General features: G+C 42.6%; 10 protein-coding genes. 8 read left to right on the forward strand and 2 right to left on the reverse strand.

Annotation, left to right across the window (positions count from 1 at the left end; genetic code table 11):
* Positions 1-6: 6 nt before the first annotated feature.
* Entirely contained in the window at positions 7-396 is a 390-nt protein-coding gene (locus tag D8S85_RS00605; RefSeq protein WP_228423301.1) for a response regulator, read from the forward strand.
* Positions 397-587: 191 nt separating this feature from the next.
* Here D8S85_RS00605 and abc-f read toward each other — a convergent pair whose 3' ends face one another.
* Positions 588-2,453, reverse strand: coding sequence for a ribosomal protection-like ABC-F family protein (gene abc-f, locus D8S85_RS00610; protein ID WP_106624338.1), 1,866 nt, complete (start codon positions 2,451-2,453; stop codon positions 588-590).
* A 111-nt stretch (positions 2,454-2,564) separates the two neighbouring features.
* Entirely contained in the window at positions 2,565-3,278 is a 714-nt protein-coding gene (locus D8S85_RS00615; protein WP_106624339.1) for a DNA alkylation repair protein, read from the reverse strand.
* A gap of 143 nt (positions 3,279-3,421) precedes the next feature.
* Between D8S85_RS00615 and D8S85_RS00620 the strand changes: the two genes are divergently transcribed.
* From D8S85_RS00620 to D8S85_RS00650, 7 genes are all read left to right on the forward strand, one after another.
* Positions 3,422-4,189 carry a ParA family protein gene (locus tag D8S85_RS00620; RefSeq protein ID WP_106624340.1) on the forward strand — a complete coding sequence of 256 codons (768 nt, stop codon included), beginning with the start codon at positions 3,422-3,424 and terminating at the stop codon, positions 4,187-4,189.
* A 98-nt stretch (positions 4,190-4,287) separates the two neighbouring features.
* A complete protein-coding gene (locus D8S85_RS00625) occupies positions 4,288-5,181 on the forward strand; it encodes a ParB/RepB/Spo0J family partition protein (protein ID WP_106624341.1) in 894 nt (297 codons plus the stop codon).
* A gap of 8 nt (positions 5,182-5,189) precedes the next feature.
* A complete protein-coding gene (locus D8S85_RS00630) occupies positions 5,190-5,909 on the forward strand; it encodes a DUF5683 domain-containing protein (protein ID WP_228423302.1) in 720 nt (239 codons plus the stop codon).
* Positions 5,910-5,919: 10 nt separating this feature from the next.
* The gene (locus D8S85_RS00635) at positions 5,920-7,497 is read left to right on the forward strand and encodes a lytic transglycosylase domain-containing protein (protein WP_106624342.1); all 1,578 of its coding nucleotides are present in this window, start codon (positions 5,920-5,922) and stop codon (positions 7,495-7,497) included.
* Between the two features lie 70 nt (positions 7,498-7,567).
* A complete protein-coding gene (locus D8S85_RS00640; RefSeq protein ID WP_106624343.1) occupies positions 7,568-8,119 on the forward strand; it encodes an RNA polymerase sigma factor in 552 nt (183 codons plus the stop codon).
* Positions 8,120-8,202: 83 nt separating this feature from the next.
* The gene (locus tag D8S85_RS00645; RefSeq protein WP_106624344.1) at positions 8,203-9,369 is read left to right on the forward strand and encodes a FecR family protein; all 1,167 of its coding nucleotides are present in this window, start codon (positions 8,203-8,205) and stop codon (positions 9,367-9,369) included.
* Positions 9,370-9,460: 91 nt separating this feature from the next.
* On the forward strand, positions 9,461-13,147 hold the full coding sequence (locus tag D8S85_RS00650; RefSeq protein ID WP_228423303.1) for a SusC/RagA family TonB-linked outer membrane protein: 3,687 nt from the start codon (positions 9,461-9,463) through the stop codon (positions 13,145-13,147).
* The last annotated feature ends 9 nt before the right edge of the window (positions 13,148-13,156 follow it).

Raw genomic sequence — 13,156 nt, forward strand, 5'->3', positions numbered from 1 at the left:
TATGATATGGAAAATAACGAGACGAAAGAAACTATAAGCGCAAGGAGAACAATTTTAGTGGTGGAGGATGTGGAGAGTAATTTTCTTTTATTGAAAGCAATTATCGGGAAGATTTACACGTTGCTTCACGCTTGGAATGGAAGGGAAGCTGTTGAGATGTATGAACAATCCCAACCTGATCTTATCCTGATGGATATAAAAATGCCGGAAATGGACGGGCTAGAGGCAACTCGAATCATTCGTGAAATTTCCCGTGAAATTCCGATTATTGCTTTAACAGCGTTTGCCTTTGATGATGATCGGGTAAAAGCATTAGAGGCCGGTTGTAATGATTATTTGACTAAGCCGTTGTCGGCTCCTTTGTTAAAGGAAACGATTGTCAAGTATTTAATTTGATGCATGGATTTGATCAATCATTCTTGTTTTTGTGGCAAAGATAATTATTTCAAAGAACTAGTGGTTGTATCTTTTTTCGTAGAACTTAACAGTCCTGCCCCGAAGGGGGAGGGTGTTGGAATATAGAGTTTTGATACTCCCTCTTGGATGCGGTAGTGATTGCTCTCCTAGAGGGAGTTTTTTATCTCTTTTTATTCGATTTCACTGAGTTCCAGCCAGCGCATTTCCTTTTCGTCCAGGAGGTCAATAATCTCGGCTATTCGTTGGGAAGATTTCACCAGCTCGTTCGTATCCAGTGTTCCGGAGTTCAAGGCGGTTTCCAGGGTTGTTTTTTCCGTGTTCAGGTTTTCCATGTCTGATTCCAGTTGTTGCATTTCCTGTCTTTCCTTGAAGGTCAGTTTGCGGATTTTCTCCTTTTCTCTCACGGGTTTGGGGGTAGCAGGGATTTTCTTCTCTTCTTGTTTCCGCAATAGTTCCTCTTCTTCTTTTTTGTTCTTATACTGGGTGTAATTGCCGGGAAAGTCTTTCACCACGCCGTTCCCCTCGAAAGCGAACACCCGATCCACCACTTTGTCCGTGAAGAAGCGGTCGTGCGACACGATAATCAAGCAGCCTTGGAAAGATTTCAGGTAATCTTCCAGCACGTTCAGTGTCATGATGTCGAGGTCGTTCGTCGGCTCGTCAAGAATCAGGAAATTGGGGTTGCTCATGAGGACGGTCAGCAGGTAAAGTCTCCGGCGTTCGCCTCCGCTAAGTTTTGCCACGAGGGAATATTGTAGTTTGTCCGGGAAAAGGAAGTACTCGAGGAATTGCGATGCCGACATCACCCGTCCGTTACCAAGGTCGATTTTCTCGGAAATGTTTTTCACGATGTCGATGGGACGGTCGTCTTCCTTGAAGCTGATCCCGTCTTGTTTATAGTAACCGTAAACCACGGTTTCACCGATTTCGATGGTTCCGCTGTCCGGTTCTATTTGGCGGGTGATGATGTTCAGGAAGGTCGATTTCCCAACCCCGTTTTTCCCGATAATCCCAATCTTTTCTCCCCGAATGAATTTGTAGGAGAAATCCCGTAGCACGCAGAAATCACCGTAGCTCTTGTTCACGTGTTCCAGTTCGAGAATCTTTTTACCCAGGCGTTGGCCTTTAATGTCGAGTTCCAGTTGCTGCTCCGTCGTGTTTTGTGAGGCCACTTCTTTTATTTTATAGAAGTTGTCGATCCGGTATTTTGCCTTGTGTCCGCGGGCTTGCGGCATCCGGCGCATCCATTCCTGTTCCGTGCGCAACAGGTTCTTGGCTTTGTCGATCGAGGCGTTGCGGGCTTCGATTCGTTCGTTTCTTTTTTCAAGATAGTAGGAGTAGTTTCCTTCGTAAGCGAACAACCCGAAATCGTCGATCTCTATGATCTTGTCGCATACCCGGTCCAGAAAGTAACGGTCGTGTGTCACCATGAGCAACGTGGCATTTGTTTTTTCGAGGTATTCTTCCAACCATTCGGTCATTTCCACGTCCAGATGGTTGGTCGGCTCGTCAAGGATCAGGAAATCGGGGTTGCTGATCAATATCTTGGCCAGCCCGACTCGTTTGCGCTGTCCCCCGGATAGTTCCTTGATACGCAGGCTATACTTGTCCACCTTGAGTTCCGATAGGATTTGTTTCACTTGCGTGTCATAGTCCCACGCGGCGAGGGCATCCATTTGCGGGATGAGTTCTTCGAGTGCCGACGTGTCATTGTCTTTCACGGCTTGTTCGTATGTTTTTATTAATTTCAAGGTCGGGTTCTCCGAGTTGAAGACCTCTTCGAACACGTAATTTTCCGGATCGAGTTCCGGGTCTTGGTCCAGAATACCGATTGAAATGTCATTGCGGAAGATGACGGTTCCGGTGTCGGCGGAGTCTTTGCCCGCTATGATACGTAGCAGGGTGGATTTGCCCATCCCGTTTTTGGCAATTAAAGCGACCTTTTGATTTTTGCCGATCCCGAAAGTTATATTTTCAAACAGGAGTTGTTCCCCGAAGCGTTTACTAAGATTTTCGACTTGTAAAAAACTAATCATGCTATTTGTTGATTTTGGATTTCTTGATTTTTGATTTTAGATTTTCCTGCTTGAAACAATCGCTTTTGGATGATAGATCATAAATCAAAAATGAATAAGATTGTAAATTGATTAAACTTTTGAATGCAGGAAGGCTTTCCGTTTCCCTTCCTCGAAACGTTCGATGGCGTACCGTAGCATGGTACGGGGCATCTCCTTGTAGCGAGGTGTGAGGTAATCGACGAGGAGTTGCTCGTTCTCTTTGCCGATTTCACGGAGAATCCAGCCCACGGCTTTGTGGATCAGATCGTGAGGGTGGTGTTGAAGAAGGTCGGCGATGGCGAGCGCATCCTTGAATTCGCCTTGTTTCACGAAATGCATACAGGTGATCATGGCGATGCGTTGTTTCCAGAGGTGATTCTCTTTTGCCCAGTCGTAAAGGAGTTGTTTGTCCTTGTCGAAGAGCCAGTGGCCCAGAATCTTGTAACAGCTAAGGTCTACGAGATCCCAGTTGTTGATGGCATCCACCTGACTCACGTAGAAATTCACGCAAGCTTCTCTGGACGCGAGGTCTTTGAATTTGGCGTAACGATAGGTCAAGGCTAGAAGTGCCGTCAGGCGATACTCGTGGTACGGGGAGGCGAGCAGTTCCCGGAGCGTGTCGAAGTCCGCGTCGAAGTGTTTTTTAGCAACGACGCGTAAATTCGGAACGACCACCCCGATGAATAGATCCCCTTCACCGTACTCTCCTTTACCCGTTTTAAAAAAACGGGGCAGAAAAGCCGCTTTCGCTTCGTCCCGGTATGTATTTATTTCATTTATAATTTCTTTCGTTGAATTTTTCATCTTACCCTCGGTTCTTTAGTTCCCGGTGTAAAGGTAATTATTGTTAGTAAAAAAGTAGGCGTTGTTATTAAAAAATTGAACAAAAATGGGGGACGTATTCTTTTTAATTGTATTTTTACCACATAATCGAAAAACGTGAATTTATGTCAAAAATTATAGCTATCGCGAACCAAAAAGGAGGTGTTGGAAAGACAACGACGTCTGTGAACTTGGCGGCTAGTTTGGCTGTACTGGAACAAAAGGTGTTGTTGGTTGATGCTGATCCTCAAGGAAACGCGACAACAGGTGTAGGATATGATTTAAAGGAATTGAAGGCGACTATTTACGAATGTCTGGTGGATGGATTGGAGCCGAAAGAGGCGATTCTGTCAACGGATATCGAGAAATTGTTTTTGTTGCCTTCCAATATAGATTTGGTAGGAGCCGAGTTGGAGATGTTGAATTTCGAGGAGAAGGAGAGTGTCATGGCAAAGGTGTTGTCAAAGGTGAAAGACGACTACGATTATATATTAATCGATTGTTCGCCTTCACTGGGTTTGTTGACCGTGAATTCATTGGCCGCGGCCAATTCGGTGATGATTCCCGTGCAATGCCAGTATTTTGCATTGGAGGGATTGGGTAAATTGTTAAATACGATCAAGATTATCCAGAAACGGCTGAACACGTCTCTGGAAATTGAGGGGTTCGTGCTGACCATGTATGATGGGCGTGTTCGTCTGTCGAACCAAGTGGTTGCCGAGGTCCGGAAGCATTTCGAGGATATGGTTTTCGACACGTTGATTCAACAGAACGTGAAGCTGGCAGAGGCCCCGAGTTATGGGCAACCGGTTGTTCTTTATGATGCAGAGTGTCGCGGTTCCGTGAATTATTTGAGTTTGGCAAACGAATTATTGGAGAAAAATAAGAAATAGTTTAGCATTTAGAGTTTAGAATTTAGAGTAGGAAAGAGGGGGTGTTTGTGCGGCTGAAATCTAAAATCTAAAATCATTAAATCTAAAATTAATAAGAGATGGCGAAAAAGAGTGCATTGGGTAAAGGTTTGGGTGCGTTGTTGTCGGATGCGGCAGAGGAGGCAAAGCCAAGAGGGACGGCCTCGTCGGCGTTACAGGAGGAATTGAAATTAAGTGATATCCGCCCGAATCCGAGCCAACCGAGAACCGTTTTTGATGAAGAAGCCTTGCACGAACTGGCAGCTTCAATCAAGGCGATCGGTATCGTGCAACCCATTACCGTGAGGGAAGTGGAAGACGGGAAGTATGAGATTGTTGCCGGGGAACGTCGCTACCGGGCATCTAAGTTAGCAGGATTGGAAACTATTCCCGCTTATATTCGTAAAGTGGAAGAGGAGTCCGTGCTTGAATTGGCATTGATTGAAAATATCCAGCGGGAGGATTTGAACGCTATCGAGATTGCGATTTCGTACGAGCGTTTGATCGACGAGTGTAACTTGACGCAGGACGCGTTGAGTGAACGAGTCGGTAAGAAACGAACGACGATTTCTAATTATTTGCGTTTGTTGAAATTGCCCGCTCCGATACAGTTAGCGATCAAGGAACGGAAAATCAGTATGGGACACGCCCGTGCTATTATTAATATAGAAGATCCGGAAACCCAATACATGGTTTTCGAGCAGATCATGAAATACGATTTCTCCGTGCGGAAGGTCGAGGAAATCGTTCGTGAGTTGATGAAGCCCGAAGAGGAAAAAGAGAAGAAGGCCGAGAGGAAACGTCAGCCTATTGAGGATTACATGGAGTTACAGACTCATTTGGCTCGTTATTTTGGCACAAAGGTCGACTTGAAACGAAACGAGAAGGGACGGGGAAAGATCGTGATTTCTTTTAAATCGGATAGTGATCTGGAACGAATTGTTGAATTATTGGATAAAGTGGATAAGAAATAGACTTTGTAGTGAGAAATATTTTAGTGAAAATAGTTTTGATTATCCCGGTTTTGCTTGTTTGTACGGGAGTGACGGCATCGGAATATCGTTCGGACTTTCCTGTATTTTTGCAAGACACGATCATTCATTCGGATTCTTTGACATTCACGGGGAAAGAGGAAGTGTTGAAAAGGAGAGCTAGAAAAAGAGATAACGAAAAACCTCATTCTCCCCATCGGGCCACGATCATGGCGATGATTTTACCGGGTTCCGGGCAGATTTATAACCGGCAATGGTGGAAGTTGCCGATTTTGTACGGGGGTATCGGGGCTACCGTGTACGGGTTGTCGTGGAATATGAAGTATTACAAGAAATACCGTACGGCATTCGTGGACTACACGGCTTATCTGAACGCTTTGGAGGCTGATCCGGAAACGCCTTACCCGGCCCATTCGAGCTGGGACAATTTGATGTTGCCGGGTAAAACGGCAGAGAATTACAACGCGTCCATGCGAAAGCGTTTACAGGAACAGTTGAAAACGAAGAAAGATAATTATAAACGGAATCGGGATTTGTTGTATATCGTATCCGGTGCTATATATGCGATACAAATCATTGATGCTACGGTATTTGCACATTTTTATGATTTTGAGATCAACGACGATTTGTCTATGAATCTTCGTCCCTCAACCGGATTCTCGCCCGTCAGTGGGGGAACCGTAGGTTTAACATTAACTTTTAATTTTTAAAGGAGTGAACATGCGTTTTGTGTTTTTGTGGCTTTGTGTGATTTTATTTTCAGATGTAGTATATGGAGAGAGCGATCGGGATTCGTTGAAAGTGCGATTGGGTGCTCCCCGCTTGAATACCGGGGCTCCGGTGTTGTTGACGGATTCTATTCCGGGGGCTTTCATCGAGCGATTGGATGAGTTGTATAGTAAATGGTATGTTAACAGGCTGGGAGAAGGGGATTATGTGGATTCGGTTTATTTGACAGAGATGGTGACAGGGCCCTCCGTGCCTGATTCTGTTTATTTGCAGCGTTTGGATAGATTGAATTCTGCGATAAAGCTTTCCTATAACGATATTGTGCGAAACTATATTGAATTATATACCGTGAGACGTCGTGCTCAAGTGGGGACGATGTTGGGCTTGAGTTCTTATTATTTCCCTATTTTTGAAGAGATTCTGGATCGGGAGGGATTACCGCAGGAGTTGAAGTTTTTGCCCGTGATCGAGAGCGCTTTGAACCCGCGGGCGTTTTCCCGTGCGGGGGCTTGCGGATTGTGGCAATTTATGTACGGGACAGGAAAGATGTACAAATTGGAAATCAATTCTTTCATTGACGAACGTCGTGATCCGGTGAGATCCACGGAGGCTGCCGTGTGTTTTTTGAAGGACCTGTATAGTATTTACGAAGATTGGATTCTGGTGATCGCTGCCTATAATTGCGGACCGGGTAACGTGAACAAGGCCATACGGCGGTCGGGAAGTAAAAAGAATTATTGGGATATTTATTTCCATTTGCCGAAAGAGACCCGCGGTTATGTACCGGCTTTTATCGCTGCCATGTACACGTTTAATTATCACAAAGAGCATAATATTTTCCCGTTGGAGAATGAATTACCCACAATGTGCGACACGATCATGATTTCCGATGCCTTGCATTTCGAGCAGGTGTCTAAGTTGGTGGATATATCCGTGGAACAAATCCGGGATTTGAATCCGCAGTATCGTTCGGATATCGTACCTGCCGGTTTTGGAAAGAGTTATGCCTTGCGGGTTCCTTATAATTATGTAGGAGAGTTTATCGATAAACAAGATACGATTTTTGCTTATAACCGGAAGACGTATTTTAATGATAGTGACCGTACGGCCGATCCGAAAAGCCGTTTTAAGAAATACGCCCATGCCCACGCTGTTCCCAGCAATAAAGCCAAATTGGTTTACACGGTGAAGAGCGGGGATGTGATCGGGAAGATTGCCGAGAGGTTTAACGTGCGTTTGTCCGATTTGAAATACTGGAACGGGATGACGAGAGATCGTATTAATATCGGGCAGAAACTTACGGTTTACGTGCCTCATAACAAGGTGGATTACTACAAGTCGAAAGTGAATGCCAAATATGCGGGGGTGGCCGCAAATGCGGAGGTGGAGGCAGAACCTTTGGCTGAAGGAGAGTTTTTTTACTACACGATTAAACGGGGTGAAAATTTGTGGTCGATTGCCAAGAAATACCCGGGCGTGTCTAACCGGGATATCATGAAGTGGAATGGTTTGACAGATCGATCGGCAAGTAATTTGAAACCGGGGCAAAAGTTAAAGATTAAGATTTAATAATAGGAAGTGAGATTTTATCTCACTTTTCTTTTATATTTGTGTTGGTATAACCCAATATCGATGATTCATGCTCGATAATTTGCATATAGAACGAGTGGCTAAAGGAGATCGTGTAGCTTTTAAGGAGTTACACGAGGAGTTGTATCAACGAATGTTTTACTACGTGTACAAGATGCTACATGATAAAGAGCAGACGGAAGATGTTATTCAGGAAGCTTTTGTTCTATATTGGAAGAATCGTGTGAATTTTAATAATTTGTTGGCAGTGAAGACCTACCTGTTTACAGTTGTCAGAAATAAGGTTATGGTTCAACTCCGGGACGAGGCTATTCATAAGCGTATTTTAGAGGCAATGGAATGGGATGAGTATGAAGTGGAGGACCATTTGTTGGTCTCTGCGGAAATTTGTGGGGAGGTGCAACAGGCCGTGAAAGGATTGCCTGCCCAAACTCGTCGAGTTATCGAGTTAAGCATGGAGGATATGACCGTGGAAAAGATCGCTGTTGCCATGCAAATTTCTCCCAACACGGTTAAGACGTTGAAAAAAGCGGGATATCAAGTTCTGAGAGAGAAATTGAAACACTTGCGGGTTTTATTGCCATTTTTATTTGTCGGATAATTTTTTTGCAAAAAATCGTTTTTTTATTCACCCGTTTTCTAGACTTGTGAAATTATAGGATGTAGTTTAGAAAATAGTGTGTTATGGATCATATAGAAAAAGAGATAAAGGTTGCTGACGTTATTACCCGGAAATTACTTGTCGGAGAAGAAATTTCGGAGCAGGAGGAAGCGGCGCTACGGGGATGGCTGGAAGAGTCTGAAAGACATCGGGCGTGGTTTCGGGAATACCGGGAGAAATTGCCGTTGGGTGAGTTTGAGGAGGTCGTGCAGATTTCAGATGTAAAGGAGCAATGGCAAAAATTAGATCAATTGACGAAAGAACGGAAGCATATCGGGTGGAGGAAATGGAGTGCTTATGCCGCGGGAGTTGCTTTGTTGCTGTCTGTTGGACTCTGGTGGGGAATACAACGGGAAAAGGTGGAAGAGCCTGTTACGAGAATGGCCGTAATTGAACCGGGTACGGCACAAGCTGTATTGATCTTGAACGATGGCGAGAAGATTGCCTTAAAAGATCGTGATACTCTGGTGAACACGAAATCCTCAAGTATTAATATTCAGACGGGATTGGTGAAGTATGATGTAAAACCGACGGAAAGTGTTGAGGTTGAATATAACACGATAGAAGTCCCTCGTGGAGGTATTTATTCGTTAGTGTTGAGTGATGGGACAAAAGTTTTCTTGAATTCCGATTCTAGGTTAAAGTATCCGGTAACGTTTAATGGAGAGGACAGGAGGGTGGAATTGAGTGGAGAAGCCTTTTTCGAGGTGGTTTCGGATTCTTTGCATCCTTTTATAGTACACACGCGGGATATGGAGACCCATGTACTGGGAACTACGTTTGATATTCAAGCTTATCCGGATGAATTGACAACAAAGACTACATTGCTTACCGGACGAGTGCTGGTGAGCGTGAATCATTTGTCTTTAACGGAAACATTGAAGCCGGGATTGCAGGCTAGTTGGACGAAAGGGACGGATAAGATTACCGTGAAGAAGGTAAATGTGGCAACACAGGCTTTGTGGCGGGATGGAATTATCATGCTGGATGATGATGAGTTGGACGATGTGATGAGGATGTTGGCTCGGTGGTACAATGTGACGTATAAATTTAAAGGAGATCGGAGTGTAAAGCATACTTTTACAGGGAAAATTGATCGGAATGAGGATTTGGAGAGTGTGTTGAAAACGTTGACATTGTTGGGAGGACCCAAATTTGAAATAAGAGGAACGGTGGTTTATATTCTTTAAAAAAATAACCGAAAACATGTGGAAGATGTTTCCGGTCATTCAAACCTTGATAGATCAAGGTATATTTAATAATTAAATGTTTTACAAATCTATGAAAAAGAATCGTAAAATGGAACATCTGAAGATGTTTTCTACTTTCGGTAGGCGATGGCTATGGATTAGCATGAACATGTTGATCTGGATGATCGTGGTCCTGCCAAATGTTTATGGACAACAATCTGAAAAATTGATTTCTTTAAACGTGAATCAAGTTTCGGTTTTGGAAGCTATTCAGCAAATTAATCTATTAAGTGACAATTCGATTAGTTACAAGCGGGAGGAGTTGGAAAAGGAAGTCAAGAAAGTAACATTGAATTTGACTGATGTGAAAGTGTTGACTGCAGTGCGAGCCGTATTGAATGGTTCTCGTTTGGAGGCTATGGTTCATGGGGAAGTTATTTTAATTGTTCCTCAAAAAGACGCGAGAACTTCAATGCAGATGATTAATGTGAAAGGAGTGGTTACTGATAAAAATAAGATTCCGATGCCGGGAGTTACGGTGAAATTGGTCGGTGCTTCTATAGGTACGGCTACTAATGTAAAAGGATTTTTCTCATTACAGTTGCCAGCGCAGAATGGAATGTTGGAGTTTTCTTTCGTGGGATATAAATCAAGAAAAATTGATTTTGCAACCAACATGAGGGATACGATTCGGGTTGTTTTGGAGGAGGATATACAATCGATGGATGAGGTGATTGTTACCGGATACCAAAATATTGACAAGCGGATGAACACGAGTGCCGTACAGACGTTGAAAATGGATGAAATAAGAGTGGCAGGAGTACAAACGGTTGACCAGTTATTGGAGTCGAGAGTTCCTGGAATGATTTTTATGCAAAATTCGGGACAAGTGGGAGCAACTCCGAAAATTCGAGTACGAGGGACTTCTACCGTGTTGGGAAATCAAGAGCCGGTATGGGTGTTAGATGGGATTGTATTGCATGATCCCGTGAACGTGAATGCTTCTCTAGCGAATAGTCTGGATTTTGTAAATTTGGTAGGGAATGCGATTTCCGGTATTAATCCGGAAGATATTGAGCGAATCGATATTTTAAAAGATGCATCAGCCACCGCGCTGTATGGAGCTAAGGCCGCTAATGGAGTTATCGTGATCACAACGAAGAAAGGTAAAGTGGGAACCCCGGCTTTGTCATATAGTATGTCTGGAACTTTTACGGCTCGTCCGAGATATACGGATAAAAGTATTTATTTGATGAATTCCAAGGAGCGTATCGCTTATTCCCGAGAAATTATGGAAAAAGGACTATCGTATCCTTCTATTACGAATTGGGTGGGATATGAAGGTGTTTTGAACGATTTTTACCAGGGGAATATTACCGGGGAACAGATGCTACAGGAAATCGATCGCTTGGAAACCGTTAATACTGATTGGTTTGATTTGATGATGCGTGATGCTTTTTCTCATAGCCATACTTTAAGTCTTTCCGGGGGAACAGATAATATTCGTTATTATGCTTCGTTGGGATATTCAGATGAAGTGGGCGTTATTCGGAAAGAAGGAAACAAGCGATACACGACGAATATGAATATAAATGGTACGTTTAATAAATTTTCTTTTCAGTTCTCTTTAACTGCTAATAAAGGCGAGCGAAATTATGCCAATAGTGAAATAGATATATTGAATTATGCTTATTATACTTCCAGGGCAATTCCAGCTTACAATGAGGATGGAACACTATTCTATTATAATAGGGAAGGTGGTCCTGGAAGTACAAAGGTCGGACTGGCATTTAATGCCTTGAATGAGATGAATAATTGTCGGGATGAATACACGAACTCGGGTATTACATTAACGTCAAATTTAAATTACAGTTTGAATGAAAGTTTGAAAGGGCAGTTTATATTTTCGTATGCTATCAACAACAATTTGCAGGAGAGTTTTCTACTTGCAAATACATGGTATGCCGCTAACTTGAGGGGAACGAATTATGGGGAAGAGATGCTCTTGGCGACGAAGGCTTTTTCGAAGATGCCTTATGGAGGTGAATATAGACAGACAACCACGCGTAACGAAAGTTATACAACCCGGTTACAACTGGATTTTAATAAATTTTTAGATAAGGATCAGAAGCATTTGATAAATGCTGCAATTGGTTTCGAGGCTTCTTCAAGTACATATAAGGGACTTCAACGAACAGCTCGGGGATATATTCCCGAACGGGGAAAAATGTTTGTTTCCGTGGATTATAACCAATTCCCGGCTTATGCAGAATGGGCATTAACAAATGAGACAGCTAAAGGGATAATGACGGATAATGTCACGAACGAACTTTCCGGTTATTTTACCTTATCTTATACTTATAATAATGCTTACACGGTTAATTTTAATACGCGGGCGGATGCTTCTAATAAATTTGGAAGTCGCAGTAATGAAAAATTGCTGCCGGTGTGGTCTGTGTCTGGAACATGGGATATGAAAGCTAATTTATTGAAGAATGTGCATTGGATAGATGTTCTTTCTCCTCGTGCTTCATTCGGATACCAAGGAAATATGTTGGATTCCCAAACACCGGAATTGATTATCAAGAAAGGGGATATGAATGAATATTTCGAAGAATATATGTCTACGATTGCTCATTACCCGAATCCGAACTTACGTTGGGAGAAAACCGGTACGTTGAATGTTTCGCTTGATTTTTCACTTTTTCAAAATCGGTTGAGAGGTACTGTCTCTTATTTCTATAAGAAGACGAAAGACGCTTTTCTTTCTAAACAAGTGTCGGATATTAACGGAAGAGATGAATATGTTATTAATTCAGGAACTATTGAAAATAAAGGATTTGAGTTGAGTTTTAATTTTACTCCAATCAAGTCTTCAGGAGAAATTGGTGCATTTCGTTGGGATATAGATCCTCAGTTAGGGCAGGTTGTGAATAATTTATTAACGAAAGCTGTAAATGGGAATAACTTTGAGAAGACAGAAAATGAAATATTTTATACGGATTATTTGAACGGTACGGCCTTGGTGAAAGGGAAACCATTGAATACGTTCTACTCGTATTGTTTTGATGGATTGTCTCCGGAAGACGGACGTCCAATGTTTAAAGGAATTAACAAAGACGAGGTAGCAGAAAAATATTTGAAGATGGATCGCGAACAAGTATATATGGAGGTAATGAGACATTCCGGTACGCGTGTTCCTGTGATTCAGGGGGGTATTTCGAATACTTTCTCTTACAAACATTTTTCATTGAATGTTTATTTAGGGTATTCTATCGGGTCTAAAATTCGTTTGTTGAAGTTATATGGTAATCAAAACAGTTCTACGATAGCACCCCTTCCGGAGAATAATGTGCGTCGGGAGTTCGTGCATCGTTGGCAACGACCGGGCGATGAAAAGCATACTAATATTCCCGGATTGTTACCCAATAATTCGTATCACGAGACAATAGGATATGGATTATGGTGGAATGGCAATGATTATGCTTCAATCCGTTTTGCTGATAATTTGTGGCAAATGTACGATAATTCTGATTTGAGGGTTGTTAGTGGTAATTATTTGAAATTACAGTCTTTTTCGTTTAATTATTCCTTGTCAGAAAAATTGTGTCAGAAAATGCACATGAAAGCGGCTAGTATCGGTTTAACGGGACATAATGTACATACATGGTGTAATTCTAAATTGAAAGGACAAGATCCCTCACAATCCGGATCGTCGGATAAATTGAATCTTTCTTTACGTCCGTCTTATTCTATAAGTTTACGTGTTTCATTTTAAAAAGAGACA

This window comes from Butyricimonas faecalis (assembly GCF_003991565.1).
In the GTDB taxonomy this organism is placed as follows: domain Bacteria; phylum Bacteroidota; class Bacteroidia; order Bacteroidales; family Marinifilaceae; genus Butyricimonas; species Butyricimonas faecalis.